Raw genomic sequence first — 25,960 nt, 5'->3', positions numbered from 1 at the left:
CATGGCGTATCAAGGTGCAAATGGTGTTGATCCCAAATGGATCCAAGAAATAGAAAAATATTCAATGGACCCAGATATTGTATTCTATATTAGAGTAAATCCTGAATCTGCTATGATACGAAGAAAAGAAAAAGATCTTTATGAGGAAAACATTAATTTTCAAAAGAAAGTCTTCGGCATATATGAAGAGTTATCAAAAAAATATAAATTCATTGAAATAGACGGTGAAAAAAGTATAGAGGATATACATAAGGAAGTAATAAAATATTTATAACATACTTATTGTTTATATGAAGGCTCTATTACGTACTTCATGGTATTCTTAAACTGCTTCAAATCCCTAATTACCTTAGAGAGGTCGCCCTTTTCAATTTCTTTTGGGAGTTCTTCTGTAGCATATATATACATTACCTTGGGAAGCGCAGCAATTTTTGTATCTATTTTTCCTTGACTGTAAACTTTCCATGCCTCCTCTATTGATTTTGTAAATTCAATCTGCCTTTCTTTATAAGGGCCATTTTGTTCTATTGCCGATATCAAATCTTCTAGAGATGTAACTATATTCTTGAGTACGTCCATACTACCAATTACCTTGAAGTGAAATTATTTTTTAATCTATCTATTATTTTTAATAATCTTAAATTTATTTAATCAAAACTTTTATAAGTAGTGTTACGAAATAGTAATTAGTGTTATGGTGAGATAATGAAGATACGAACAATTGATTTTGATAACATCTCTTCAGATGAACTATCTAAAAGACTTTCTGAGTTCCATGGGCATCTTGGGCCTTACTTAGTACTGGGGGCAAAAATGGGCCTCTACGCAAAAAAAACACTTAGTAGTTCCCCATTTGAGATCGCTGCCGAGATTACGATGCCCCTAAAGCCACCTCTATCTTGCACAATTGATGGGATTCAGTTTACATCTGGTGCAACAACTGGGAAGGCAAATCTAAAAGTTTCTGACGGATCATCCATAAGGATTGTTTTTTATAAAGGCAATGATGGAATTGTTCTCATTCCTAAAGAAAATATTTTGGAGAAAATTAGAAATCAAGTCGATCACGAAGATTTAGAAATACTCGCAGGGCAGATAATGGAAAAGGATTATAATGAACTTTTTGAGGTTCAAAAATGGACAAGGCAGTAGAGCTAAATGGTGTAGATACAACCTATGAAGGAGAAAAAATCCCTTGTTTAAAAGGTATTACTCTCCATATCAAAAAAGGTGAATTTGTTGCTGTCATTGGGCCAAACGGTGCGGGGAAAACTACTCTACTTGAAACTATAAATGGCCTCCTTGAATCAAATAGAGGCGAAGTCAAAGTTTTGGGAAAAGCTTTGAGAGGAGATGGGAACGATATAAGAAAATATGTTGGTTATGTTCCCCAGGATTATTCTATTGATGAACTAACTCCCTTTTTAGTTTCTGATGTTGTTTTAATGGGGAGATATGGAAAGATTGGATTATTAAAACCGATTACTAAAAGAGATAAAGAAATAGCAAACAGCATGATGGAATACATGGGTATTAATGGCATATCCAAAAGGCCAATAGGAAAACTTTCTGGGGGTCAGGCACAGAAAGTAATGATTGCAAGGGCTCTTGCAAAGGAACCAGATATAATTCTAATGGACGAACCTTTCTCAAATCTTGATTTTGAAGCAAGGAGAGAAGTTTCAGAAAAACTGATTCACTTTCATAAGAATAAAGGCATGACCTTTGTTATTGTTATCCACGATATAGCTTCAATACCTAAGTCATGCAACAGGGTCATTGTGATGGATAATGGAAAAATTGTCGCAGATGGCAACAAAGAAGATATACTAAAACCTGAGCTTCTAGAAATGGGATACAAGGGAATTGTATGTTAGAACTATTTTCTACAAAAATACTTCTTTTTGCTATTATTGGAGCTGTTCTAACTGGGTATACCTGCTCCTTAATGGGCACGTTTGTAGTGAGAATGAATCTATCTTCACTGGGATTTGCAATGTCGCATGCAGCGTTTGCAGGTGCCGCTCTAGGTATTTTTTTAAGGAAAGACCCTTTAATTTTTGCTTTACTATTTTCCACTTTTGTTTCCCTAGCTCTCGGGCCTTTAGCAGATAAAGCAAAGCTAAAGACAGATGTTGTAATTGGAGTAATATTTTCTTTGTCAATGGCCATAGGGCTATTGTTTTTGAATCTTTCACCAGATACTGCAATGTCAAGTACAGCTCTTAGAATATTATGGGGCAGTGTCTTGGGAATGACAACTGCGGATATTATTTATCTTTTAATAATCACCGTTATTGCAATATTATTTGTGATTATGTTCTTTAAGGAGATAAATGCCATACTGTTTGATAGAAAACTTGCAAGAGCTTCAGGGATTAACGATAAGCCCTTTTATTATCTAATCCTTTTCCTAACAAGCTTAACCGTAGCGTTTTCTCTAAAACTTGTTGGGGGCCTCTTGGTATTTGCATTGATGATAAATCCCACTTCTTCAGTATATCAATTTTCATATGATATGAAGAAGATAATACTCTTCTCTCCCCTAATTGGAGTAATTTCTTGTCTATTAGGAATGTTAATGTCGTTTACATTCGATTTACCCACAGGGTCTTCAATTGCCATAGTTTGTTCTGCAATATTTGGTGTTTCAGTTCTTATTTCTCCAAAAAGGCGAAAAGGGTAGGTATTAGCAAAGATTTTTATATTTAGTAATATAGATTTGTGGCATGACAATTGTTTTATCTGTATTAAACGAAGGAGAAGTTTTTATTATAAAAGAACTAGACCCGAAGACGATTACTTACTTGGAGAGAAATATCGAAGGATTGATGATTAAAACGGATAACTTGCAAGGAGTAGTTGGATTTAAGTATATTACTTTGCCAAAGGGATACAAAATTAATGTTCAAGAAAGATTAATCAAAATCATATTCCCAGAGGGTAACGTAAAAAAAGGTCCAATTAACATTCTATATTAAGGCCTAAATAAGTCCTTTTCTTTTTCTCTCAAAAGCTCTTTTGAGGATCCTTCACCTTTTAGATGCCTTGCACCCCTAATAACTACTATTGGGATACCTTCATCAGCCTGCCCCATTAGAAGAGATGCAGCAGAAGCAGCTTCATCTGCCGTAGCTATTATGGAAGATTTTAACTCATATCCATATAGATCCTTTTCACCCGCTCTTTTCCACAGTGGCTTCATGCCTGAAACGCCTATTGCAACCCCTATAGCACCGCTCCTAAATGGCCTTCCTTGTGTGTCTGATATAATTACTGCAACTTCTTTACCAGTCAACTTTTTCAACTTCTGTCTAATTTTTTCTGCCTCTTTATCAGGGTCTTTTGGGAGGAGGCCTACAACGGATTCATCTCCGCAAACATTAGAGACGTCTATCCCTGCACTTGCACATATGTTTCCATCTCTTGTTTCAACTACAATTACAGAATCCCCAATCTTTAGAACTTCTTTTGATTCATCAAGAATAAGTTGCACAAGTCGCGGGTCTTTTCCAGTTTTCTTGGAAATATCTAATGCCCGTGTACTTGGATTAATTTTTTTGAGATCGACAACTCTTCCTTGAGACTTAGTAACAACTGTTTCACAAATCACAACAATGTCTTTGTCTTCAAGTTCAATTCTCTCAGAAACAATTTTGGCAAGGTCATCCTGTTCCTTAATTAATGGAATATCCAAAACTGGAATTATCCTTATTTCAGATATCAGTTTCTTCACGCTCTTTGAACAGTTCATCATAAATCTTTTTTTCAAAATCAGTAATCTCTTTGAGTTTTTTGTCCCATCTGCGCACGAACTGGATATTTTTTACCCCTATAAAAACTAATACGGCCGTTATAAGCATGTTTATAATAACAAGTCCCAGTCTAAAACTCTGACCGTCAAGATTTAATAATCTTGCAATAACGAAGACTAATCTATAATTTTTGAATATTAATAAAAATGAAATAATGTTAAATATAAGGCCAATAGGGACGAGTATTAAAGCAGTCAAAGATATAAAAAGAATTACCTTTCTCTCTTTTTCCATGTGTTCGATTATTTTGTACATCAAATCAGTTAAATTCTCAGCCATTTAGACACCATATAATTCTTTATCAATTTGGAAAAACCATTTGTACCTTTCAATTCCCTTTTCTGTAAGTTCGTAATAGATAATTTTTCTTTTGCCCCAGCTACCTTCATTTTCACTAATGTATCCTGCATCTTTTAATATCCCAAGATACCTCTCTGCCATTTCGGCTTTTAGATTAGCACATTGGATAATATGGGTTTTAAGGACCTTGTTATTAGGTGAAGATTTTTTTATTATGCACTCTAGTATACTTAGTATTATCTTGTTACTGGCCCTATACTCTATTTCCATATATGGTTAACCTACCTTTGTTCTATTACATTAAAAGTCCAGTATATTGCAGAATCCCTATACCTCAGATAGTTATAAGAGTTACTTAGAGGTGGTACAATGGGAAAAATATCAAAAAATGGAGCAATCGGCATTGTTGTAATATCATTGCTCTTGATCTCTGGAGTGCCGGCGATTCTATCTGAAACACAAGAAGATTTAGATAAGTTGGCTGATGATCTACTTTACTCAAGGTATCTAACTTTCCACCAGAGGAAAGAACTAGCTATTGTGTCAATGGACGGAATAATAGATCTATACAAAGAGAATGGCATAAGCACGAGTGAATTAACTGCCCTCAAGGCAAAGCTAAATGATATTGACTCAGAGGCTAAAAATGCTGCTGAAACAATTAATAGGAATGAATTCTATAGTCTCGTTGAAGAAAGCAGAGAAGTTATAAAATCCTTTAGGGAGCTAGTAAAGGAAAGTGACATTGAAGGAAAGGGCGAAGCAGTGAAGAGTGCAGTTCAGGACAATAAAGAATATCTAACTGGATTAAAGGCTGAAACTACAGAAGTTAAGAAAGACATCTACTTAAGGGCAATTGACAATAGGCTTGAAAAACTAGAACAGATATCAAATAGACTTGAAATTAAAGGTGCAGATGTAACAGAAATCGATGAAAAGATTGATGAAATCTCTATTAATAGATCCAATATCTCAAAAGATTCAGATATTGATGCTCTAAAAGAATTTCATCAAAATGCTAAGGAAGGTGCCGAAGAAATCAGAGAATTGATTAAAGAAGCTATTAAAGAATTAAAAGAAACAAAATAAATATTTTTATTTTTTTATAAAATTCTATGCGATAGTTGCTAGTACGTCCCCTGTCTTTACAACATCTCCTTCTTTTACATATACTTTCTGCAAAACTCCTGATGCAGGAGCAACTATCTCATTCTCCATCTTCATTGCAGAGATTATGAAAAGAACTGAATCTTTCTTTACAGGTTTTCCTATCTCACCAACTATCTTTAATACGGCACCGGGTAAAGGAGCTTTCAAAGCGACACCGCCATTAGTCTGTGTCTGTTGATTAGTTGGCTGGGTCTTTGCTACTTCTTTAGGCGGAGCTTTTTCCACTTCTTTGTGTTCAATTTTTGGTTTAGAGATTTTATTTTTTCTTGTTTCAAAGAAGTTTAGAACTATTTCAGGGAATAAGGCATAGGATATTACATCCTCTTCCTTTTCGATTTTGTCCTTCACTTCATCCCTGAATTTTTGGTAAGAAGGCTTTTTCAATTCTGGTGATTTCTCGTAGGATACTTTCTCATCACCGATTATTATCTTTTGTATGTCTTTGTTAATTGGTGCAGCTGGTCTTCCATATAGTCCTTTGACATAGTTCTTAACTTCATTTGGAATTAGTTTGTATCTCTGTCCAGAGAGTACATTCAATGTGGCCTGAGCCCCAACTATCTGACTCAAAGGAGTTACTAGTGGTGGGTATCCCAATTCTTCTCTGACTTTTGGAACTTCGAGAAGTATGTCGTCGAGCCTGTTTTCTGCATTCTGCTCCTTAAGCTGGGAAACTAGGTTTGACATCATACCTCCAGGTATCTGGAAATGAAGGATCTGAGTGTTAACTGTAAGTGAAGCTTCACTAAGAAGTCCTTTGTATTTTTCTTTTAGTTTTTTGAAGTAATTTGCAATCTTGTATACTCTTTCTATGTCTATGTCCGACTTGTATTTTGTATTTTCAAGCATTGCATACATTGTTTCGACACCAGGCTGACTTGTTCCAAATGAAAAAGGGCCTATTGCAGTGTCAATTATATCGACACCCGCTTCAATTGCTTTGAAGTAACTTGTTGGTGCCATTCCACTTGTGCAGTGTGAATGCAAACAAACTGGGAGATCGAAATTTTCTTTAAGAGATTTAACGAGATTATATGCATCCATTGGATTAATTAAACCGGCCATATCTTTTATACAGATAGAGTCAATTTCAAGTGCAATCATCTCTTCGGCTGTTTTAATATAATACTCAATTGTGTGAACAGGACTTATGGTGTAACTTAGTGCACCTTGTGCATGGCCGCCGACTTTTTTAATTGCCTCAATAGGCACTTCCATATTTCTTATGTCGTTTAGTGCATCAAAGATCCTGAAAATATCAATACCTCTGTTAAATGACGCTTCGACAAATTTGTGGACGATATCATCTGGGTAATGCTTGTAGCCAACAAGATTTTGGCCTCTCAAAAGCATCTGAAAAGGTGTTTTAGGTGCTTCTTCCTTTAACTTTGTGATCCTTTCCCATGGATCTTCATTTAGATACCTTAGGGCAGAGTCAAATGTTGCACCGCCCCACATTTCAAATGAATGGAAACCTACCTTATCCATTTCCCCAACTATCTCTAACATATCATCAGTTCCAAGCCTTGTGGCTATAAGGGACTGATGAGCATCTCTCAATGTTGTATCTGTTATTTTGACCTTTGACATGATAATATCCACCTAAAACATAAGTAAAATCATAAATTTACTTCAATTTAAGAGCCTATGAATCGGATTAAAATCCCGTCGTTTTATTAAAAGTAGTTTTCATACTCATGGGCCCCATAGTATCTATAATAATCTGATTTGAAACGATTTAAAAATATTACTGTTAATAATTTACTTATATTTCTTTTTTTGTCCAATAATGGTCATATTCATTCTAAATTCTACTTTTGTTTATTCTTAATTGTCGATGGCCCAAATTAATTTTCTAATATTCATAAAATTCCTATTAGGGCCACTTAAAATAGTCTACTAGGAATAAGATGGCCTAAATTAATCATATATCTATAAATAAATATAAATATTAGAGGATAATAAGTTTTTTTATAGTTTTAATATACAAATGAAAACATATTATGTTTTTTGATGGATATTATTTTAGGAGGTATAGATATGAGAAAAAGAATAGGTTATCTGGAAGGTACGGATTCAAAAATATTAAGCTCTTTCATTGCTAAAGGCTACAACACCATGACTTTGGGAAATGGTTTAGACGGGCACGGGAAGTTCCTTGCACATATTGATTCAAGCGATAAGATTTGTGCAGTCGTAGGATATCTTCACAAGTTTTTGCCTTTAACAGATCAAAAGATCTCCCCAAATGATTTGCTTTATGCTTGCAGGCTTCACAGCATACCAGTGTTCGTAATGGTTCCCAAAGAAGTAATGGCCGAAGGAAAAAAAGCATTGGAAGAAGTTTCAGACTTTGTAAATTTTGTGGAGCCTGAATCTACGCTTGAAGCAATTCTAGAGTTTTTAGGCAATAAATAGGCGTATATTTTTAAATCTTTTTTTTTTATTTTTCTTAATGTTCTCAAACTTTGACCTTAAAGAAATTTCAAAAGAACTAGCCTACTTGGAAAGGATGAGGGTAGATAAAATCTACCAACTAGGTAATGAGATAAGGATAAAATTCTTTGGACGAGGCAGAGAAGACCTTGTCATAAAACCCCCTCTTGCAGTTTTTGTTACATCTTATCCAAAACCCGCACCAAAAAATCCGACATGGTTTGCAATGCTTTTAAGAAAGCACCTGAAAGCTATGTGGCTATTTAAAATAGAACAGTGTGATTTTGATAGAATTTTGATGTTATCATTTGGATTTTATGAGGACAATAATCCAGTTGTAAAGTTTGTTTTAATTGTTGAGATGTTTAGAGATGGCAATATTATACTGGCCAATCAAGATAACGTAATCATTGGAATCTTGTCAAGAGAATATATGAAGGACAGAACGCTTGCCCCAAAGTCTATCTATGCATTTCCTGAAAAGAAAAAGGGATTTGACCTAAGTATTGAAGAAATCATTGAACTTTCTAAAGAAAAAGAAATAGTAAGGGGGCTTGCAACACAACTAAACATAGGTGGGCTTTATGCTGAAGAATTATGTCTAATGGCAGAGGTAGATAAATCTAGTAAAGATATCTCAAAAGATGAGGCCATTAAGATAAAAGAAGCCCTGACCAGATTAGAGAATCTAAATAAAGATCCAATGATAATAAAGAAAGGCGATGAGGTAGTCGATATACCTCCTTATGATTTAATTTCATATAATGGCCCAGAATATCAGAAAGAGAGATACGAAACTTTTTCTAAAGCCCTTGACGAAGTATATGGAAAAGGAGAATCAGAAGAAATATTGAGGGAAGAGTTATCTAGCCATCAAAAGAAGATACAGAAATTTGAAAGAATGTTAAAATCCCAACAAGACCTTTATAATTCATATATTGAGGAAAGAGATCTTTACAAAAAAATGGGTGATTTAGCATACGAAAAATATCTGATAGTTGAAGAATCGATAAAGGTCATTGAACAGGCTAAGAAGAACTACTCCCTTGAAGAGATTAAGAAAAAACTTTCGGATAATAAGTTGATTTCTGAAGTTGATTTCAAAACAGGGATTATCACATTTAACTTTGATATTCCGCTCCCTATAGAAATTAAAAAAGATGTCAATGAAAATGCAAATTTATTTTATGAAAAATCAAAAAAGATGAAGAGAAAAATAGATGGTGCAAAAATAGCAATGGACAACACAGAGGCCAAACTATTAGAATTAAAGGAAGAAGAAGGAGAGTTAGAAGTTGAAAAGCCAAAGGCAATTGAAAAGAAAGTAAGAGAGTGGTATGAACGCTTTAGATGGTTTATCTCAAGTGAAGGAAAAATCATTCTTGGGGGGAGAGACTCTTCTTCTAACGAAGTAATTGTAAAAAAATACATGGAGCCAAGTGACATTTATTTCCATGCAGACGCATATGGCGCACCACATGTTATAATAAAGGAAGGAAGCAAGGCAAACGAAACAACTTTAAATGAGGCAGCAATATTTGCAGTTTCTTTTTCCTCCCTGTGGAAGGACGGTTACGGTGGTGGTGATGCTTATTGGGTTGCCCCAGAACAAGTAACAAAGGAAGCCCCCTCAGGAGAATACTTGAAAAAAGGTGCTTTTGCAATAAAAGGTAAAAGGAACTATCTTAAATCCGTTCCAATAAGACTTTCAATTGGAATTACTTCTGATGGGAAAATAATGTGTGGGCCAGACGCACCTATAGAAAAGCATACAGTTAAAAATGTAAAAATAATGCCTGGGAAACATAAGAAGGAGTCTTTTGCTAAGAGATTAGCAAAGATTTTAGAGACGGATGATATAGATGGAATTGTTCAGGCACTTCCGCCAGGCGGATGTGATGTGAGAGGCAGTTAATATGGATCCATACTTGTACGTATTTCTTGTATCAATTGTCCCATGGCTTGAACTTAGAGGCAGTATACCTCTTGGAGTAATAATGGGCCTTGACATCACAAAAGTTTTTTTAGTGAGTTTACTTGGAGGAATATTGATCATACCAGCTCTTTTTTTTGCTCTTGATCATATATTCCCAATAGTGAGAAAAATAAAAATTATAGATCGTCTTTATCTCATCTGGGAAAAAAGAGTCCATAAAAAATACCTGAAGTACTCGGATTGGGAGTTACTTGGACTCATGATATTTGTAGCAGCACCAATTCCCGGAACAGGCGTCTATAGTGGCACTTTTTTGGCCTTTTTATTTGGGCTAGAAAGAAAAAGGTCCTTTTTAGTAATAGCTATTGGTGCAGCTATCGCGGGAATATTGGTAAGTTTAATAACTCTTGGATTAAAATCAAATATGGTTTATCTTGGAGGCCTCTTTTGAAGATTGCCGTAATGTCGGATATCCACGGTAATGTTGAAGCATTGTTAGAAGTCTTAAAAGACATTGAAAATCAAGCAGTTGACAAGATAATCTGCACAGGCGATTTAGTTGGGTATGGGCCCTATCCAAATGAAGTAGTTAATGTCTTTATTGATCAAAAAATACCCACAACCCTTGGAAATCATGACGTTGCAACATTTGATATGGAGCTATTGAATGATTTAGGCGGGGTCGCACATCAGAGCAATGATGCTGACCCTTGATATTTTGGGGAAATCAGAGAAAAACTACATAGAAAAGCTTCCAAGATCCCTTGAGTGCAGGGATTTCTATTTTGTTCACGCTTCCCCTCCTGACAATGTACGTGGCTATATAACAAGAAAAGGTGTTATTGAAATAATATATCTCTTTAGCCAATTCGATTCTAAGATATGTTTTATTGGTCACACACACCTTCTTGCAAAGTACTATCTTGAAGACAATATACCAAAATATGAATCAATTGGAGAGGGCAGAATAAAATTAGATCCTGAAAAAAAGTACATAATCAATGTAGGAAGTGTTGGTCAGCCAAGGGATGGGATTTCTAAGGCCAAATATATAATCCTCGATGAAGATGATTATTCTCTTGATGTCAGATTTGTAGACTACGACATTAAAAAGGTCCAGGATAAAATATTGGAACTTGGATTCCCAAGGAAAAATGCAGAGTTTCTCGGGCCTATATAATTAGAAGGTCCTTTGTGAAAGGAGTAAGTATCTCTGGATTTCCTTTCCTCACAACTACCGTATCTTCTATTCTTACCCCTCCAAAGTCAGGTATGTATATACCGGGCTCAACAGTTAAAACCATATTCTCTTCAATAGTGTAATCGCTTATAGGGTTTAGACCAATTGTATCGTGCGTCTCTAAACCTATTCCGTGGCCTAGTGAGTGGATGAATCTCCCTTTATATTTGGTACTATCAATATAATTTGAAACGGCATTGTGGACATCCTTTGCAATTGCACCGGGTTTTAATTCATCAATACCTAGAAGCTGTGCTTCAAGAACAGTTTCATAAATATTTTTCTGCTCTTTAGTTGCCGTTCTATAGAAAAAAGTCCTTGTCATGTCAGAACAGTACCTGTTGTATTTTCCTGCAAAATCCAGCAGGACGAAATCTCCTCTCTTTAGGGGAGAATTTGAGCTCTCGTAGTGAGGCAAAGAAGAATTTGCACCAAATGCAGCAATAGTATCATAGGAAAGTGCATCTGCACCATTTTTCCTTAATTGAAATTCTATCAGGAAGGATAGATCTTTTTCCGTTAGGCCTTCTTTTAACATATCAGGAACTTCACTAAATGTTTTGGATGTTATCTCTGATGCCCTCTTTATTTTTTCAATCTCTTTTTTATCCTTTATTGCCCTTGTAAAATTGATCTCTTTTGATATGTCTATTAACTCTCCTCTGTAAGAATCCTTTAGCTTCTCCACTTCAAGGTATGTTATTGAAGAAAAAGACAATCCAAGATTCTGGCCTCTAATATGATCTTGGAGAAGTTTTATCCTTTCCTCCCTTGAACTGAAAACAAATACTTCAAAGTCGCCCTTGGATTTTTCAGCTGCTTCTCTCTCCATTGTTGAAGTAAATAGTTTTGATGTTCCATCAGGATACAAAATTAGGAAGGATCCATCAAAGAGACCCCCAGAAGCGTTACTGAAATAAAAGAAGTTTATATCTGGGTATGTGGCTCTTGATATAAGGACGCAATCGACATTTTTTTTCTCTTTAGCGATATATTCAAAAAGCCTTTCGATTCTATTCTTCATCATAATCACTAACAGTAAATTATATAATAGAATTATAAGATGTCTATAAAAGAGTGATGTCCTGGTGGGATTATGGACGATAGAACGCTAAAAAAAGATTTCAAGAAAAAAGCAAGTCAAAATTATCAAAAGTATTACGCTGTTGATACATTAAAATCACTTGGTTTTACTAGAAGGGAGTGTAAAAAGTGTGGCACATACTTCTGGTCAGTAAAGGAAAGAGATATTTGTGGGGATCCTGAGTGCGAAGGGGGATATTCCTTCATTGAAAATTCCCCGGCAAAGAAAAAACTTGACTTTATACAGGTATGGAAGGAGATGTCATCCCTATTTGAGAAAAAGAGATACTCAATTATCAAGAGGTATCCTGTAGTTGCTAGATGGAGAGACGATACAGACTTTGTCCAGGCTTCAATTTATGACTTTCAACCTCATGTTGTAAAAGGGGTACAAGAGCCACCTGCAAATCCATTACTTGTTCCACAGTTCTGTGTTAGATTCAACGATATTGACAATGTAGGTGTCACGTTGAGACACTATACCGGTTTCGTCATGATAGGCCAGCACGCCTTTTTCCCACCAAAGGAGTTCTCCCAGGATAGATTCCTATCTGACATATATGACTGGTTAAAGACAGGTCTTGGGATACCTTCAGAGGAGCTAATATTCCATGAAGACGCATGGGCAGGCGGAGGAAATTTTGGGCCATGCATGGAATTTTTCTCTAGAGGTTTAGAGCTAGGTAATCAAGTTTACATCGAATATGAGACTACGCCTTCAGGTGGCAAGGAGCTTGACCTTAAGGTATTGGACATGGGCGCAGGTCAAGAACGATTCTCATGGTTTTCACTTGCAAATCCAATAGGTTACGAGACTGTTTTTCCGACAGTATGCGATCACCTCTACAGAAGAACTGGCATAACACCGGACAAGGAATTTTTGAAGGGCTTCATACCGTATTCCGGAATGCTAAACATGGATGAAGTTGAGGATATTGAAAAAGTCTGGGATAATATAGCAAAGAAACTTTCATCTGACAAAGAGTATCTAAAAGAACAGGTCTTACCCTTGCAAGCCATATACTCTATAGGAGATCATTCTCGATCATTATTATTTGCCCTATCTGACGGCGCCCTACCTTCTAATGTCGGCGGGGGATACAACTTAAGGGTAATCTTGAGGAGGGCCCTGTCTTTCATTGAAGGTTTTTCATGGGACATTGAGCTTCAGAAGGTAATTGAAGAGCATGCAAAGTACCTCATGCCACAGTACCCGGAACTAAAAGAGAACATTGACGATATATGTCAAATAATATCCTATGAAATGGAGAAATTTGACAATACAAAAGATAAGTCTAGAAGGATAGTTGAAAGACTTACTGAAAAAGGTGAAGATCTTACAGAGGAAAAGCTAATCGAACTATACGATTCACACGGCATCACGCCAGAAGTTATGGGGGTAAAACCACCAAAGGACTTTTACAAACGTGTAACTGAAAGGCACGAGAAGAAGGAATCATTAGATGCTGAAAAAGAAATTCACTATGACATGCCAGACACAGAAAGACTTTACTATGACGGTGTTACAAAATTCTCTGCCAAAGTACTTGATGTTTCTGAAAATATTGCAATACTTGATAAGACTGCATTTTATCCAGAAAGCGGCGGTCAGGAAGGGGACAGAGGTTTTCTCAATGACTGTCCTGTTTCATACACCAAAGTCTCTGGAAATGTTATACTCCACATAATGGAAAAGATCAACTTCAAGAAAGGTGACACCGTAAAAGGCGTAGTAGATGAGGAAAGAAGACTAAACCTAACAAGACACCACACAGCAACCCATATAATAAACGGCGTCAGCAGGCAGATATTGGGTAACCACATATGGCAAGCAGGTGCAGAGAAAACTGAAGAAAAAGCAAGGCTTGACATAACCCATTACAAACTTATCGATAGCGATGATCTTTTCAAAATTGAGAGAATTTCTAATGAAATAGTCTTGAAAAACCTAACAATAGAAAAAGGATTTTTCCCAAGGGCCGAAGCTGAAAAGAAATATGGATTCAGACTATACCAGGGTGGAGCCGTTCCAGGAAAGAAGCTTAGGGTAGTAAATGTCAAAGGGCTTGATGTAGAGGCTTGCGGAGGAACTCACGCTGATTTTACTGGACAGATTGGGCCAATCAAGATTTTGAAGCAGAGTAAGATCCAAGATGGTGTAGTAAGGCTTGAATTCTGTGCAGGAGTCAAAGCACTCGAGGCAATTCAGGAAGAGTCTATTCTCTTAAGGGATTTATCGGATGTATTTAAGGTTGAAAAGGATAAACTTCTCGATACAGGAAAGAGATTTTTCAACGAATGGAAGGGCAGAGGAAAAGAGATTGAAAGACTTAAAGCAGAGATGTCTTGCTTGAAGAAAGAAGGTCTTGAATGTAATTTCATAGAATCTGATGGAGTTTTGTTCATGGAAGAAAATGTTGATACCTCCCCAGATGAAATGAGAAAAATTGCAAGAGAGCTTTCAGGTGATAATAAGGTAATCGTATTGACCAATAATGACGGTAATATTGTTGTATCATGCGGTAAGATTGCCATTGAAAGTGGCCATAAAGCCTGTGAACTTATTAAGAAGTACGGCAAGGGTGGCGGAAAAGATGACTTTGCCCAAGGAGTAAAAGGATAGATTTTTAATATATTCTTCTCTCTTTTATTTTATGAATAGAAAAGCAGTTTCGCCAGTTGTTGCTACAATGTTACTTGTTGCAGTTGCCGTTGCCTCAGTTAGCTCTTATTGGGTATGGTTTAGGAGCTTTCAAACTCAGGTTCAAAAGGGAGTGGAGCAACAAGCCGGTGTTTCAATCTCACTAAGACTTGACTTAGTTAGCATAACTGACGATGGTACCTCTTATTATGTGACTTTGAAAAACGCATCATCTTCTGGAACTTTAGAGTTTCGTGGAATTCAAGATTTTATTATAGATGGCCAGAATAATTGGGAATCGATTCAACCTACACTGCCTCGAAGCGTCAATGCTGGGGCCAATATAACTTTTGTTTTAAAAAGATCGACTAATCACAGCACTGGCACCACTCATAGCTTTGTATTCATAGGCCATACTTCAAGAGGGCAAGCAGTTGCAACAATATCCTACACCGATTCTTAGTTATTTGCGAAAGTTTTTATATTTTAATTAAAACTTATCTATGATGATTTAGATGACTAATCTAAAAATTACTGCGGGCGGATTTATTTTTAAAGCAAGATTAGAAGAAGAAAATGCACCAAAAACTTGTTCTGCATTTCTTAAACTCTTACCATTCAAAAACAAAATAATCCATGTCAGATGGAGTGGCGAGGCTGTATGGATACCTCTTGGTGATTTTGATCTAGGCATTGGATATGAAAATCACACAAGCCATCCTTCAAAGGGAGAAATTCTTCTTTATCCAGGGGGGATAAGCGAGACAGAGATTTTGCTCCCATATGGAAGCACATGTTTTTCAAGCAAGATGGGGCAGCTTGCGGGAAATCATTTTATCACAATTACAGAAGGTATAGAAAAATTGCCTGAATTGGGTAGAAAAGTACTATGGGAAGGAGCCCAGGATATAGTATTTGAAAAGATATAAAAAAATTAAATATTTTTCCAGATGTCTTCAATCTTTACCCTGTGCTGGTCCATTGAGTCTCTTTCTCTGATAGTAACGGTGTTGTCCTCTAATGTCTGGAAGTCGATAGTGATGCCAAAAGGAGTTCCTATTTCATCTTGTCTCCTGTATCTCCTACCAATCGAACCTGAATCATCATAGAAAACGTCGTAGCACTCGGATAGACTGTCATAGACACTCTTTGCAACCTTCTCAAGATCTCCTTTCTTTTGCAATGGGAATATTCCTGCTCTAAAGGGTGCAACTTCCTTGGGGAGTGATATGACTTTTCTGTCCCCTTCATCTTTATAGAATACGTCAAGTAAGGTCCAGAAGTTCCTGTCAACACCAAATGAGAGCTCAAGAACGTGGGGTATAAACTTCTTACCATCAACGTTTACATCAAGCCTTTCCCCACTTGCATTCTGGTGGCCTCCAAGGTCATGGTCGGTCCTGTAATGGAGACCCCCCATTTCTTTATAGCCGCCAAGTGATTCTGTATAAACTTCAACGTCCCAGTGGATCTTGTTATAAAATGCTCTTTCATCTGCAGAAAGTTCCCTGAATCTAAATAGTTCCTTTGGGAACTTCATCTTATCAAGGTAAAACTCCTGGATCTTTGCAAGATGGTAAATGTAAAACTTGGGGATACCAAAGTTCTTTTGAAGATCTGATGCAGTTATTTCATCAACTTCGCCGGTGGCCCTGTTCTGCAATGGGAACATCCTTAGTTTTACGTCCTTAATGGAATCAAAATCGGGATGATCTTCTATATTATCTGGATCAAAGAATACTTGTAGTTCTGCTTGATTGAATTCCCTTAATCTGTAGAATCCCTGTCTTGGGGATATCTCATTCCTGTAGGCCCTCCCTATAATTGCAAGACCCATAGGAAGTTTTCCTCTTAGAGTGTTAAAGCTCCTCTTGAAGGCTAAAAATGCTCCCTGTGCAGTTTCTGGCCTAAGATATGCAATTTCGGACTCTCCAGTTGCACCAACTGATATTTCAAACATCATGTTGAACATCTTCACTTCTAGAAGATGCCCACCACACTTTGGACAAGTTATACCACTTTCTTTTAGTAATTCTGACATCTCATCTGCAGACATCCCTTCTGCACTTCTTTCAAGGAACTCCTCTACAAGGTGATCTGCCCTAAATCTTGAATGACACTTTTCACATTCAGTCAAAGGATCATTAAAGTTTTCAAGGTGACCTGACCCTACAAAAACGTTCTTTGGCATTATATTAGTCGCGTCAATTTCAAAAAAGTTTGGATTTAATCCAAGGTAATGCCTTCTCCATGCATTCTCCCATTTCCTTCTCATAAGGGTACCAAGATGACCATAATCATAAAAACCGGAAATACCGCCATAAATTTCAGAAGATGGAAAGATAAAACCCCTTCTCAATGCAATGTCCATTATCTCATCAGATTTCATGTAACTACCTCTGCTTTAGCAAAGAACAGCGAAGATGACTTATAAATTTTTTGTAGTTATCTACCTTTTACTAATCAAATATTAAATTAAAATACAAAAAAAGCTAATCTAAAATCCTCAGATTAGAATAGTTTATTTAAAAAATAAAATAATTTACAAAGCCTTTTTTAGTTCTTCAATTCTTTCTTCAACACCTTGCTTTTCTTTGTCAAGCCAGACCTTGTATTCTTCAAGCATTTCTATTCTTTCCTGCTTTGTGTAGAAGTGCCTTCTGCGATGAGAGCTTTGTTCATTTTTCATATGCCCAATTCTTGGACCATGTTCCATTCTTTCATGTTTCCACATCCTTATCACCTCCTATATCGGTTCTACGATATCGTATATCCGATATTTATTTAAAAATCTTTCGGTTAACCGATATATTTTAATACTTCCTAGGAATTTCATAAACATGGGAGATCACAAGCATCACGGTAAGGGATTCCTTTCATTTTTGATCTTATGGATACTACGAAGTACAAAGATGAACGGTTCCGAAATAACAGACGAAATCGAAAAAAGAAAAGGTAGGAGATTCAGCCCCGGTACAATTTATCCTGTTTTAAAAAAGCTAAAAGACAAAGAGCTAATTATTGACGATGAAGAAAAACGATACTCCCTTACAGAAAAAGGTCAAAAGGAACTCATTTTAAGAATTGATAATTTTTTCAAAACGTTTCATGATTTAGAGGAAATGCGTAATTACCTAAATAGTCAAGAATAACCAATGGTCATGTTGTATTGTCCATCGATTCTGGCAGTGTAAATTTGTCCCTAGTTATACCAATTAACTTTCGTGCAGCAATTGTAAGTGGATCTATAACACTTGATATCGGGGGAACATAAGATGTTTCTATTAAAGCAAGCTGGTGTGCTGTAACGCCTCTTGAAATCATAAACGACATTGAGTCAATTCTTCCCTTAACGCCTTCTTTTGAGATTATCTGGGATCCAATTAATCTAAAGTTTTTATCTACCAATATTTTAACAGTGATTATTTCGCCCTTGGGGAAGTACCTTGCTCTTGTAAGTCCCTTTGCCATTGATTCTCTAGGGAATATGCCGTTTTGAATGGCTCTTTTAGAGTTTACTCCAACTGCCCCTATTTCTAACTCCCCTATGATTGCCACGCCTGGGCTTACAATAGGGGTATAAACTGTATTAGTTCCCAGTATATTTTCTGCAACTGTCAGAGCCTGTCTTACCGCAGTTGAACCTAGTGCACTCAAAGTAGGCCTGAAAGAAACACCATCGATAACTTCAATACAATTTCCACATGCAAATACATTTGTCAAAAATGCCCCATTCTTCCTTACTCTAAGGCAAGCATCTGTAATAAGACCTCCAGTAACGCCCCTCTCTATACCAGAGTTAATTGCCATTTCAACGTTAGGCCTTACGCCAACAGAAACTAAGACCATATCTGTTTTAATTTCTCCTTCACTTGTAATGACTTTAGAAACTTTTCCATCATCACTTTCAAATTTAAGTACTTCAGTGTCCTTAAGTAACGTAACGCCGTTAGAGATTAGATATTCCTCAACAATCAAAGCCATATCGGGGTCTAGAATCGAACCCATTATCTGGGAGCTTCTTTCTATAACTATGACGTCCTTGTTTCTTTTCTTAAAGGCATAAGCCATTTCAAGCCCTATTGCTCCACCGCCAACTATTGTTATGGAGTTTGAATTTTTTAGTGCCCTCTCAATTTCTATGGCCTCTTCGAGAGAATACATGAAATAAATCCCTTTCAGTTCAATCCCCGCTATATTTGGGACGAAAGGCTTTACTCCCGTCGCAATTACTAAAATATCATAATCATAATTCCCTTTGTTTGTAAATACAATTTGTTTTTCAGTGTCTATGCTATCGGCATGGGTGTTAGTTTTTATAGAAATATTCATATCTCTGTAATGTTGAGGGCTTCTCATTATAAGATTGTCAAATGATTTGATCATCCCTGAAACAACAAATGGTATCCCACAAGGACTGTATGAGTAATAATTCCTATCTGTAATAACAGTGATATCAATATCTTTAGTTTCTTTTCTAACTTGAGATGCGACTGGCAAACCTGCAGGCCCAGCCCCAATAATCACAAGTTTTTTCTTCATAACTAACTCATCTTAGAAATATTATGAAGTATGATTTAAATTTTGAAATATAAAAGTTATCCCTATAATTTAAATAAAAGAATCGATAACATGAACTAGTCCTCTAAAGGACCGTTCTTCATCTTCAGCACTTGATATAATGACTATGTCGTTATTTTTAGGGCCAAATTTGTCATGAAGCTCTGTTTCTAAGGCCCTACTTAAATTTAGTTTTATCGTTGGGATCTTTATCTCAGGTCTTGTTTCCGGAAGTGTAAAGTGATTGTCTCTAAATATCAAAGTGATTGCAGACCTAGCGCCCCCAAATACTGCGCTGTCCCTCTGGTCCATGCCGTCTTTTATCTTTGTTGATGCACCTTTTATGATGGTCCCAAAATTTTGAGGGTTTAGTGTAAGTTCTTCTGCTTTGATTTTCTCTGGAACTTCAAACTGGACAGACTTTTCAAGGAAATTCCTGCCCTTTGTCGTGAGCTTGTGCCCAAGCCTTGAAGAGCTAATGTAGTCTGAGTCCTTTAGTTTTGTAAGAATTGACCTGATACTGGCCTCATTTAGAAAGATTCTCTTTGAAAGGAGTTTTCTTCCTATGCTTTCCTCTTTTTCAATTATCTTTAGCACTATGAGTATGTCTGCATTGGTAAAGTTTGCTTGCGGAATAGTTCTCCTTTCAAACATATCAATCAATTTGAGATGTTAATATATATTACTTTTGTTTGATAAATAGAAAAAGAAAAAATAAATTATAGTATCATATCAAGAAGATATGAAAGCTGTTTTATAGGTTCGTTTAGGTCTGACACGTTAGTTGCGTTTAGTACTAGTATGTCTTTTTTGCCGTAGATGTCCTTTAGGTATATCATGCCTTCCGAGTCTGTGTCAATGTAGTTCCCGATATCATAAATCCTCTTTATTTCTTCGTTATTGTCTTTGTTTCCAATTAGGATCATGTTGTACTTTGCTCTGTCTGAAGCAGTAATCTGTTTATCTGTCCTTATCAAGTTAGTTGGTTCTACTTTGACATTGACTGTTTCTTTCTTTGGAACTAGGTCAACCCTCTGGATCTTGTATTTCACATAGTATTTTTCTTCATCGTAGTCTTCAACATAGACTCTAAAGTATCTGTCTGGGCCCCAAAATACTGTGCCTTCCTTAAGGCAATCAAATGGTATTGGGTCACAGAGCTCAATTTTAATTGATCTTAACTCTTTTCTACAGCTGTCGCATCTATCAACCCATGGGCTGTATACGTTTGGATCATTCATTAAAAAGTTCAATCTCCACTTAGATCCATCATTTGCAATATACCCACATTCACAATCATCTATGCAGCCATAATCCATTAGTGTGTATATGTTAAACTTTGCAATCATATGTTCTTTCACGTTGCCATCAATGTTCTTCTCAAGATCCTTTTCCATACCAACAAATGCTATATCTCCTCCTTGTATGGCGAACTCTACTTCTTCTTGGTAATTATCACAGTCTAAGTCTTTGTTATATTCTATAACGCATTGACAATTTGTAGAGGTAATATCTGGCGCTGCATTTTGATAATTCCCGGCAGTAAACAATCTAACTGAAGAAGCATAGATTTGTCCTGTTTTAGCATCTTGTAAGTATGCAACTACTCCACAATAATTTGAGTTGGGATATCCACACATATCAATTTCTTCTCTGTATACATCTCCTTTTTTTAAGTCCCTGTATGTTGGCTCCGTACCAGCATTTCCACATTCGATTTTGTATTTTGTAATATTTTGATACCTTTTTGTTAAGTCAATACTCGAAGCATCCCAATAAAAATCATCGGAAGCCAGAGCGCATCCAGAATCACATCTTATTCCCCAGACATTCAAATACAGATCAGAATTGGGGAAATCTCTGTTTAATCTGACGGATACAAGAGTTTCTCTGTCTTTAATAGTTGTAAATCTTTCTGGATCAAAATTTGTGTTGATTACTATTTCTGCATCGCAACATCTACTTGAATTATTTTCATATGCATTTTTGAAAACATTATAATAATCTTCTACTGACCCTCCCGATATTTGGAGTGCTCTGTTTTTATCTCCATTAAATATTAACGTAGGATAACTTACTGCTGCACTATAATCAAATCCGTATCCGTATATCCAGTAAAATCCCGTAGATCCTGACCCAAAGTGAAGTGCCTGTTTATTTGGACCACTCCAAGTATTATAGCTATACAAAGGATCCAAAAATGATTCGTCCATCTTTGAATGGTGTTCTAAAAGAATTAGATCACAGCATTCACCTTCACTTTTTAGTTTACATAGGGCTTCTCTAGCATTCAAAGAATCAGCATCCGAGAAAGCGAATAATTCGGCAAGCGTATTACTACAACAATCTATTTTCATAATATGTCTTTTTACAATACCCTCTGGATCAGTAACTTCAATAGTGGCTTTCTGTTCGCCAAGGTAATACCTTCCCAACTTATGGTCAAAGTTAACTGTAGTCTGGCTCTTGTCCCAGTTAATATCTACAAGTTTTACTTTGTATTTGCCGTATGTCTTTGTTTCTCCAACTTTAAATTCTTCATTTTCCCAGGTTCTTGGAGTTCCATAAAATATCCTGCCTACGGCTTTATCTGGAAAAGTTTCATCTTCGTTATACTTGTACATCCTTAGGAGATTTATCTGCCGATCGAGTAGATTATAACTTGAAGTCTGAGCGGAATAACTCTTCCCAGAAGTCTCGATAAAATCTCCTGGCAAAGTTTGTTTAATATCTTCAATCCAGTAGTCCAAATTTTTCAATAGATTTTTATCTTGACCAAGAGTTTTGTCAGCCCATGTAAAGTCAATATAATAACTGTTTCCATAAAGAACAGAAAATGACTTTCCTTTTACTTCAAATTCATATAGGGAATGAGGAAACGCCATATTTGGAGGTGTGCCTGTTGTAGGATCCATTACAATTAGTAAAGCATTTGTTTTTACAGATTGCGTCAAGCTAAAGGAATCTGTGACTTTAGTTGCAGAGCCAGCTCGTGGCCATCCACCTGTTACAGGTAGGAGTTGCCAGTTACCATAAGGATTTGTAGGCGATCCCCAAGATAAGAAGCTATTTGGGCAGTAACTACTTAGATAGTAAACATTGTAGTCTGTGATATTTTCAAAAGTAAAGTTAACATCTGTTATATCTTTGTAATTGTTAAACTTCACAATAATTTCTTTTGAATAAGGCCAATCATACCAAAAATCGATGGTGTTTCTGCCTACAATCCTAGTGTTTCTATCCCCATCAAACAAAGCCTCCACACTTTCCACATAAAATGGGCAGAATGGATATGGGGGTGAAGGATTACCGCCATGAGAGAAGAAATAGGCAGGTGTAGTGAATCTCCTCCAATTGTAGCTCCAATCTATATTTGATTTTACACCAGTGTAACCAAGAGCAACATTGTCATGATCATCTTCAGTAAAGTTACCCGATTCCCAGATTATCTTTTCGTCTGTTCCAGTAACACTGTAATAAGTTTCATTTGTAAGTTTTGTTACAACTTCTGCTACCTTCTGTATGTCCTTTGCAGTCGCAGCTTCACTCAATACTATCAATGCTTGGGGATTTCCCTTTTCATCAATAAAGAAGTCTCTCCCCGGAAGTTCCTGTGCGGAGTAGTTTGGTATAACAGATAATACAAATACTATCAATAAAAAAATAGAAATAATTTTTTTCATATACCCACCTTAACTTTGGAATGCATCTGTGTATTTCCATTCAACTTTCATGCCTTTGGCCACTTTGATATTGGAAATACCAAGCTGAGAGTAGTCCCCGTTAATCCAATACTGCCAGTACTTTCCAGTTGACCTGTTTTCAGCAAGCCCTTCAATTGAAGTTACAAAAACACCAAGTGACTGGATGTTGTAGTCAAACTTCATCCCAGAAGCTTTCATAGCATCAAAGATTGTGGAATCCTTTGGAACTTTAACTTCCTTCCATTCTTTTGTGTATCCACTACCAAAGTCAGCAGCAATGTAAACATTAACGCTGTCCTTATTTTCTGTAGTAGTTGTAGAATCTGAAGTCGCAGGAGCTTCTGAAGTGATACTTATCTCGTCTTTTTGTACGAATAGGTCGCCGTTATTATCCTTCCATTTTAATAGTAAAAACTGAGAGTTCCCGTATTTCTGTAAGTTTGTCGGGTCTTCAAGTATAAGGCCTGCTGCAAAGGTCCCTTCCCTTGAGGCACCCCATAACATCAAAATATTTGTGTTATTGAATTTTCCAAAATAAATAACGCCTATGTCCTCTCCAGAGCCTATCTTTGGCTTTGAGAGGGTAATGTCCTTGGCAGTAATTAAAATTCTATCTTGAGTTTCCTCATACTTCACTCCAAAAACATCGTTCAGTTCCTTTGTCTTTGAGTTTATCGCTGGGCCACCTATAACTACTAGAGATTTGTTCGACGGCGCTTCAAAGTCCAAGGAGTTCGTGCTTAGAACGCCCATTTCTTTGAAACTCTTAGAAACTGTGTCCCTTGTTAGGAGATCTAGTGAATTTGCGTCCTTTCCTGTCACAAAAACTGTGCCATTTGAAAATGAAGATGGAACGTTACCTATGCTCTCTGCAATCAATAGAGAGGGCAACTGCACCAATAATATCAGAAATATAAATAGCACGTAGAAATTTCTAAACTTTATCCCTTCCATTTTATTTTCCTCCGGTTAAATATTGTTATATGGATGGTCACACCATCCATATATATAACTTTCGGATTGCTGACTAGAAAACGTTAAATAATACGGATGGCTAGACCATCCAGGGATTAAATGCTCGAGCTTACCTATAAAAGAAAGAGATCATTGTTCCACGATGCGTCTCCGTTTCTTAAAATATCGTGGCTTCTTTCCATTCTCTTAATCTCCATAATCTTTGAGCACCCTATAATACTATTTGTCATATTTTTATCTTCATTTTTCATGGCTCTAATCTCAAAAATATTTATAGAGTGGGCACGAGTCATGAAGCTAGTTGTTTTCTTCATACCTTTTGTTATTCTATTTAATCTCATCGTAAATGCAAACGGAGAGACGGTATTGTGGCAGTTGCCATTTAGGATCCCAATTTTTGGCATGCTAAATATTACACTCGAAGAGCTTGCATTTTCACTTACCATGTGCATAAGGATAGCTGCTATCTTGGGGGCATTTGCCGTTCTAAATCTCACAACTGACCCAGATGATCTTTTGTGTGCTGTAACAAAACTAAGGCTCCCGTATAGGTCAGTTGTTGTAACTTCCCTTTCAACAAAATTTGTCCCCGTATTGTTTTCTGATCTGAAGAATGTCCAGGAAGCCCAGAGGTCAAGGGGCGTTGACTTTTCCAAAGGAACTCTTAAAGAGAGGATAAAAAAATATGGTGCCGTCTTCTTCCCATTACTTTCAAAGAGCCTTGATCGGAGTGTCCAGATTGCTGAAGCAATGGAGTCACGTGGATTTGGAAGGTATGAAAAGAGAAGCTTCTATAAGGATACTAAAATTTCAGCCTCAGATATTTTCCTGATAGTTGTATCAATTGCACCACTCATTATCTCGCTATACATGGTATCGCAAGGGATTGGCGTCTTTAAGTTCTACCAGAGAATTGACCCTCTGATAAAATCAGACTCTGAGGCATACTATATTATTTCCATCCTCCTATTCCAGGTTTTCTTGTTGCCATTACTTAAAATAAAAGGACTGATGACATATGATTAAATTCAAAGATTTTTCTTTTTATTACCCTGATTGTGTTACGCCGTCACTTGATAAAATCAACGTTAGGATAGGAGAGGGTGAGTTCCTCGTTATTACCGGGCCCTCCGGTGGGGGGAAATCAACATTCTTGAGGGCTATAAATGGCCTAATACCAAATTTTTATGGGGGAAAAATAAGTGGTGAGGTTCTAGTGCAGGGCAAGAATGCTTCAGAAACCCCTACAAATGAGATGTCAGAGCTAGTAGGAATGGTATTCCAAGACCCAGAGAATCAACTAATCTCAAATCAAGTCGAAAGAGAAATTGCCTTCGGCATGGAAAATTTGTGCTTTTCAAATGAACTAATGAAAAAAAGAATTGAGGAGGCGCTTGATGCAGTAAACATCTCAAGGCTTAGAAACAGGACAACTTCTGAGCTATCTGGAGGTCAGAAGCAGAAGGTAGCTATAGCTTCTGCACTTGCAACACACCCCGACATACTGCTCCTCGATGAGCCAACATCTGAACTTGATCCAAGAAGTGCAGAGAGTGTCCTAAACGTCATAGAAAAAATTAATGATGAGCTTGGACTCACAATTCTTTTGGTAGAGCACAGGCTTGAGAGGGTAATACATCACGTTGACAGAATGTTAATGATCGATGGCGGGAAACTTATCTATGATGGTAGTCCAAGGAAGATTAGATCTGTGCATTTTGAAAACTGGAAAGTTGGACTGCCTCCCGTGACAAGACTCTCATTACATTTCCAGGACAAAATAGCAAATAATGGCATACCCTTGACAGTCAAGGAAGCAAGATTTTCTCTAAGAGATGTACTAAGCAATCCAAAAAATAAATTTTCATGGGATAAGAAAAAAAGTTCAGATAAAGTTACTATTTCTATGGACAAAGTGTTCTTTTCATACGATGGCGAAAAGGATGTCCTGAAGGATATCTCTTTAAATGTTTATCAGGGCGACATGATAGCCCTCATGGGAAAGAATGCAAGCGGGAAGACAACCCTTGTGAAGCTTATGAACGGTTTAGTAAAACCAAGAAAAGGGAAGGTACTTCTTTTTGGCAAAAAGATCAATGA

29 protein-coding genes are annotated in these 25,960 nt (G+C 36.6%); 17 read left to right on the top strand and 12 right to left on the bottom strand.

Going from position 1 to position 25,960, the window contains the following annotated elements; translation table 11 throughout:
- The coding region (locus HPY60_10070; GenBank protein NPV51524.1) for a thymidylate kinase at positions 1 to 274 on the top strand (274 nt) is incomplete at its 5' end.
- Positions 275 to 279: 5 nt separating this feature from the next.
- Here HPY60_10070 and HPY60_10065 read toward each other — a convergent pair.
- The gene (locus HPY60_10065; GenBank protein ID NPV51523.1) at positions 280 to 579 is read right to left on the bottom strand and encodes a hypothetical protein; all 300 of its coding nucleotides are present in this window, start codon (positions 577 to 579) and stop codon (positions 280 to 282) included.
- A 126-nt stretch (positions 580 to 705) separates the two neighbouring features.
- On the opposite strand from HPY60_10065, the gene HPY60_10060 reads away from it, so the two are divergent.
- Genes HPY60_10060 through HPY60_10045 form a run of 4 tightly spaced genes read left to right on the top strand, consistent with a single transcriptional unit; the run spans position 706 to position 2,981 of the window.
- Complete coding sequence (locus HPY60_10060) at positions 706 to 1,152, top strand: formylmethanofuran dehydrogenase (protein NPV51522.1); 447 nt, start codon at positions 706 to 708, stop codon at positions 1,150 to 1,152.
- Positions 1,137 to 1,877, top strand: a complete 741-nt coding sequence (locus HPY60_10055; GenBank protein NPV51521.1) for a metal ABC transporter ATP-binding protein — start codon at positions 1,137 to 1,139, stop codon at positions 1,875 to 1,877. Before HPY60_10060 ends, HPY60_10055 begins: the two co-directional genes overlap by 16 nt.
- Positions 1,871 to 2,686 (top strand): metal ABC transporter permease, encoded by an 816-nt coding sequence (locus HPY60_10050; protein NPV51520.1) that lies wholly within the window; start codon positions 1,871 to 1,873, stop codon positions 2,684 to 2,686. Before HPY60_10055 ends, HPY60_10050 begins: the two co-directional genes overlap by 7 nt.
- Before the next feature lie 43 nt (positions 2,687 to 2,729).
- On the top strand, positions 2,730 to 2,981 hold the full coding sequence (locus HPY60_10045; protein NPV51519.1) for a hypothetical protein: 252 nt from the start codon (positions 2,730 to 2,732) through the stop codon (positions 2,979 to 2,981).
- Here HPY60_10045 and HPY60_10040 read toward each other — a convergent pair.
- From HPY60_10040 to HPY60_10030, 3 genes are read right to left on the bottom strand one after another with little or no spacing between them, the layout of a single operon-like run.
- Positions 2,978 to 3,727, bottom strand: coding sequence for a coenzyme F420-0:L-glutamate ligase (locus HPY60_10040; GenBank protein ID NPV51518.1), 750 nt, complete (start codon positions 3,725 to 3,727; stop codon positions 2,978 to 2,980). The two genes, HPY60_10045 and HPY60_10040, sit on opposite strands and share 4 nt — an antisense overlap.
- Positions 3,717 to 4,094 carry a hypothetical protein gene (locus tag HPY60_10035; GenBank protein NPV51517.1) on the bottom strand — a complete coding sequence of 126 codons (378 nt, stop codon included), beginning with the start codon at positions 4,092 to 4,094 and terminating at the stop codon, positions 3,717 to 3,719. Before HPY60_10035 ends, HPY60_10040 begins: the two co-directional genes overlap by 11 nt.
- Positions 4,095 to 4,385, bottom strand: coding sequence for a hypothetical protein (locus tag HPY60_10030; GenBank protein NPV51516.1), 291 nt, complete (start codon positions 4,383 to 4,385; stop codon positions 4,095 to 4,097).
- Between the two features lie 99 nt (positions 4,386 to 4,484).
- Here HPY60_10030 and HPY60_10025 point away from each other — a divergent pair, with 99 nt between their 5' ends.
- Complete coding sequence (locus tag HPY60_10025) at positions 4,485 to 5,204, top strand: hypothetical protein (GenBank protein NPV51515.1); 720 nt, start codon at positions 4,485 to 4,487, stop codon at positions 5,202 to 5,204.
- 24 nt (positions 5,205 to 5,228) lie between these two features.
- On the opposite strand, the gene HPY60_10020 is transcribed toward HPY60_10025, so the two are convergent.
- Positions 5,229 to 6,875, bottom strand: a complete 1,647-nt coding sequence (locus HPY60_10020; protein ID NPV51514.1) for a pyruvate/oxaloacetate carboxyltransferase — start codon at positions 6,873 to 6,875, stop codon at positions 5,229 to 5,231.
- Positions 6,876 to 7,325: 450 nt separating this feature from the next.
- Here HPY60_10020 and HPY60_10015 point away from each other — a divergent pair, with 450 nt between their 5' ends.
- The 5 genes from HPY60_10015 to HPY60_09995 are packed head-to-tail and all read left to right on the top strand — an operon-like array spanning position 7,326 to position 10,837.
- Entirely contained in the window at positions 7,326 to 7,703 is a 378-nt protein-coding gene (locus HPY60_10015) for a hypothetical protein (GenBank protein ID NPV51513.1), read from the top strand.
- 37 nt (positions 7,704 to 7,740) lie between these two features.
- Positions 7,741 to 9,636: a fibronectin-binding domain-containing protein gene (locus HPY60_10010; GenBank protein NPV51512.1), complete on the top strand. Its 1,896-nt coding sequence runs from the start codon at positions 7,741 to 7,743 to the stop codon at positions 9,634 to 9,636.
- Position 9,637: 1 nt separating this feature from the next.
- Positions 9,638 to 10,108, top strand: coding sequence for a small multi-drug export protein (locus HPY60_10005; protein ID NPV51511.1), 471 nt, complete (start codon positions 9,638 to 9,640; stop codon positions 10,106 to 10,108).
- Positions 10,105 to 10,371, top strand: a complete 267-nt coding sequence (locus HPY60_10000) for a metallophosphoesterase (protein ID NPV51510.1) — start codon at positions 10,105 to 10,107, stop codon at positions 10,369 to 10,371. Before HPY60_10005 ends, HPY60_10000 begins: the two co-directional genes overlap by 4 nt.
- Positions 10,355 to 10,837: a hypothetical protein gene (locus HPY60_09995; protein ID NPV51509.1), complete on the top strand. Its 483-nt coding sequence runs from the start codon at positions 10,355 to 10,357 to the stop codon at positions 10,835 to 10,837. The genes HPY60_10000 and HPY60_09995 overlap by 17 nt, the downstream gene beginning before the upstream one ends.
- Here the strand turns inward: HPY60_09995 and HPY60_09990 are convergent.
- Positions 10,830 to 11,921: an aminopeptidase P family protein gene (locus HPY60_09990; protein NPV51508.1), complete on the bottom strand. Its 1,092-nt coding sequence runs from the start codon at positions 11,919 to 11,921 to the stop codon at positions 10,830 to 10,832. The two genes, HPY60_09995 and HPY60_09990, sit on opposite strands and share 8 nt — an antisense overlap.
- A gap of 72 nt (positions 11,922 to 11,993) precedes the next feature.
- On the opposite strand from HPY60_09990, the gene HPY60_09985 reads away from it, so the two are divergent.
- From HPY60_09985 to HPY60_09975, 3 genes are read left to right on the top strand one after another with little or no spacing between them, the layout of a single operon-like run.
- The gene (locus tag HPY60_09985; protein ID NPV51507.1) at positions 11,994 to 14,603 is read left to right on the top strand and encodes an alanine--tRNA ligase; all 2,610 of its coding nucleotides are present in this window, start codon (positions 11,994 to 11,996) and stop codon (positions 14,601 to 14,603) included.
- Positions 14,604 to 14,634: 31 nt separating this feature from the next.
- Complete coding sequence (locus tag HPY60_09980; protein NPV51506.1) at positions 14,635 to 15,084, top strand: hypothetical protein; 450 nt, start codon at positions 14,635 to 14,637, stop codon at positions 15,082 to 15,084.
- 52 nt (positions 15,085 to 15,136) lie between these two features.
- A complete protein-coding gene (locus HPY60_09975) occupies positions 15,137 to 15,550 on the top strand; it encodes a DUF3830 family protein (protein ID NPV51505.1) in 414 nt (137 codons plus the stop codon).
- Between the two features lie 5 nt (positions 15,551 to 15,555).
- Here HPY60_09975 and HPY60_09970 read toward each other — a convergent pair whose 3' ends face one another.
- Together HPY60_09970 and HPY60_09965 are read right to left on the bottom strand one after the other, a co-directional pair.
- A complete protein-coding gene (locus HPY60_09970; protein NPV51504.1) occupies positions 15,556 to 17,010 on the bottom strand; it encodes a glycine--tRNA ligase in 1,455 nt (484 codons plus the stop codon).
- 153 nt (positions 17,011 to 17,163) lie between these two features.
- A complete protein-coding gene (locus HPY60_09965) occupies positions 17,164 to 17,355 on the bottom strand; it encodes a DUF5320 domain-containing protein (protein ID NPV51503.1) in 192 nt (63 codons plus the stop codon).
- Positions 17,356 to 17,461: 106 nt separating this feature from the next.
- Between HPY60_09965 and HPY60_09960 the strand changes: the two genes are divergently transcribed.
- Positions 17,462 to 17,773: a PadR family transcriptional regulator gene (locus HPY60_09960; protein NPV51502.1), complete on the top strand. Its 312-nt coding sequence runs from the start codon at positions 17,462 to 17,464 to the stop codon at positions 17,771 to 17,773.
- Between the two features lie 7 nt (positions 17,774 to 17,780).
- Here HPY60_09960 and HPY60_09955 read toward each other — a convergent pair whose 3' ends face one another.
- The 4 genes from HPY60_09955 to HPY60_09940 all read right to left on the bottom strand — a co-directional run bounded on the left by HPY60_09955 (position 17,781) and on the right by HPY60_09940 (position 23,839).
- A complete protein-coding gene (locus HPY60_09955; GenBank protein ID NPV51501.1) occupies positions 17,781 to 19,163 on the bottom strand; it encodes an FAD-dependent oxidoreductase in 1,383 nt (460 codons plus the stop codon).
- Positions 19,164 to 19,232: 69 nt separating this feature from the next.
- A complete protein-coding gene (locus tag HPY60_09950) occupies positions 19,233 to 19,835 on the bottom strand; it encodes a hypothetical protein (GenBank protein ID NPV51500.1) in 603 nt (200 codons plus the stop codon).
- A gap of 65 nt (positions 19,836 to 19,900) precedes the next feature.
- Positions 19,901 to 22,864 carry a hypothetical protein gene (locus tag HPY60_09945; protein ID NPV51499.1) on the bottom strand — a complete coding sequence of 988 codons (2,964 nt, stop codon included), beginning with the start codon at positions 22,862 to 22,864 and terminating at the stop codon, positions 19,901 to 19,903.
- Positions 22,865 to 22,873: 9 nt separating this feature from the next.
- Positions 22,874 to 23,839: a DUF4430 domain-containing protein gene (locus HPY60_09940; protein ID NPV51498.1), complete on the bottom strand. Its 966-nt coding sequence runs from the start codon at positions 23,837 to 23,839 to the stop codon at positions 22,874 to 22,876.
- A gap of 120 nt (positions 23,840 to 23,959) precedes the next feature.
- Between HPY60_09940 and HPY60_09935 the strand changes: the two genes are divergently transcribed.
- Entirely contained in the window at positions 23,960 to 24,886 is a 927-nt protein-coding gene (locus tag HPY60_09935) for an energy-coupling factor transporter transmembrane protein EcfT (protein ID NPV51497.1), read from the top strand.
- Positions 24,879 to 25,960: ATP-binding cassette domain-containing protein (locus HPY60_09930; protein NPV51496.1), on the top strand; the 1,082-nt coding region annotated here is incomplete at its 3' end. The genes HPY60_09935 and HPY60_09930, both read left to right, overlap by 8 nt.

The sequence above is a fragment of the Methanofastidiosum sp. genome (assembly GCA_013178285.1).
Lineage (GTDB): Archaea > Methanobacteriota_B > Thermococci > Methanofastidiosales > Methanofastidiosaceae > Methanofastidiosum.
Note: the sequence above shows the minus strand (reverse complement) of the source record. Positions and strands in the feature narration are given on the sequence as shown.

What these genes read in the sequence shown, in the direction of transcription:
- HPY60_10065 (NPV51523.1), bottom strand. Translation starts at nt 579, where the DNA reads ATGGACGTACTCAAGAATATAGTTACATCTCTAGAAGATTTGATATCG.
- HPY60_10060 (NPV51522.1), top strand. Translation starts at nt 706, where the DNA reads ATGAAGATACGAACAATTGATTTTGATAACATCTCTTCAGATGAACTA.
- HPY60_10055 (NPV51521.1), top strand. Translation starts at nt 1,137, where the DNA reads ATGGACAAGGCAGTAGAGCTAAATGGTGTAGATACAACCTATGAAGGA.
- HPY60_10050 (NPV51520.1), top strand. Translation starts at nt 1,871, where the DNA reads ATGTTAGAACTATTTTCTACAAAAATACTTCTTTTTGCTATTATTGGA.
- HPY60_10045 (NPV51519.1), top strand. Translation starts at nt 2,730, where the DNA reads ATGACAATTGTTTTATCTGTATTAAACGAAGGAGAAGTTTTTATTATA.
- HPY60_10035 (NPV51517.1), bottom strand. Translation starts at nt 4,094, where the DNA reads ATGGCTGAGAATTTAACTGATTTGATGTACAAAATAATCGAACACATG.
- HPY60_10030 (NPV51516.1), bottom strand. Translation starts at nt 4,385, where the DNA reads ATGGAAATAGAGTATAGGGCCAGTAACAAGATAATACTAAGTATACTA.
- HPY60_10025 (NPV51515.1), top strand. Translation starts at nt 4,485, where the DNA reads ATGGGAAAAATATCAAAAAATGGAGCAATCGGCATTGTTGTAATATCA.
- HPY60_10020 (NPV51514.1), bottom strand. Translation starts at nt 6,875, where the DNA reads ATGTCAAAGGTCAAAATAACAGATACAACATTGAGAGATGCTCATCAG.
- HPY60_10015 (NPV51513.1), top strand. Translation starts at nt 7,326, where the DNA reads ATGAGAAAAAGAATAGGTTATCTGGAAGGTACGGATTCAAAAATATTA.
- HPY60_10010 (NPV51512.1), top strand. Translation starts at nt 7,741, where the DNA reads ATGTTCTCAAACTTTGACCTTAAAGAAATTTCAAAAGAACTAGCCTAC.
- HPY60_10005 (NPV51511.1), top strand. Translation starts at nt 9,638, where the DNA reads ATGGATCCATACTTGTACGTATTTCTTGTATCAATTGTCCCATGGCTT.
- HPY60_09995 (NPV51509.1), top strand. Translation starts at nt 10,355, where the DNA reads ATGATGCTGACCCTTGATATTTTGGGGAAATCAGAGAAAAACTACATA.
- HPY60_09990 (NPV51508.1), bottom strand. Translation starts at nt 11,921, where the DNA reads ATGAAGAATAGAATCGAAAGGCTTTTTGAATATATCGCTAAAGAGAAA.
- HPY60_09985 (NPV51507.1), top strand. Translation starts at nt 11,994, where the DNA reads ATGGACGATAGAACGCTAAAAAAAGATTTCAAGAAAAAAGCAAGTCAA.
- HPY60_09980 (NPV51506.1), top strand. Translation starts at nt 14,635, where the DNA reads ATGAATAGAAAAGCAGTTTCGCCAGTTGTTGCTACAATGTTACTTGTT.
- HPY60_09975 (NPV51505.1), top strand. Translation starts at nt 15,137, where the DNA reads ATGACTAATCTAAAAATTACTGCGGGCGGATTTATTTTTAAAGCAAGA.
- HPY60_09970 (NPV51504.1), bottom strand. Translation starts at nt 17,010, where the DNA reads ATGAAATCTGATGAGATAATGGACATTGCATTGAGAAGGGGTTTTATC.
- HPY60_09965 (NPV51503.1), bottom strand. Translation starts at nt 17,355, where the DNA reads ATGTGGAAACATGAAAGAATGGAACATGGTCCAAGAATTGGGCATATG.
- HPY60_09960 (NPV51502.1), top strand. Translation starts at nt 17,462, where the DNA reads ATGGGAGATCACAAGCATCACGGTAAGGGATTCCTTTCATTTTTGATC.
- HPY60_09955 (NPV51501.1), bottom strand. Translation starts at nt 19,163, where the DNA reads ATGAAGAAAAAACTTGTGATTATTGGGGCTGGGCCTGCAGGTTTGCCA.
- HPY60_09950 (NPV51500.1), bottom strand. Translation starts at nt 19,835, where the DNA reads ATGTTTGAAAGGAGAACTATTCCGCAAGCAAACTTTACCAATGCAGAC.
- HPY60_09945 (NPV51499.1), bottom strand. Translation starts at nt 22,864, where the DNA reads ATGAAAAAAATTATTTCTATTTTTTTATTGATAGTATTTGTATTATCT.
- HPY60_09940 (NPV51498.1), bottom strand. Translation starts at nt 23,839, where the DNA reads ATGGAAGGGATAAAGTTTAGAAATTTCTACGTGCTATTTATATTTCTG.
- HPY60_09935 (NPV51497.1), top strand. Translation starts at nt 23,960, where the DNA reads ATGCTCGAGCTTACCTATAAAAGAAAGAGATCATTGTTCCACGATGCG.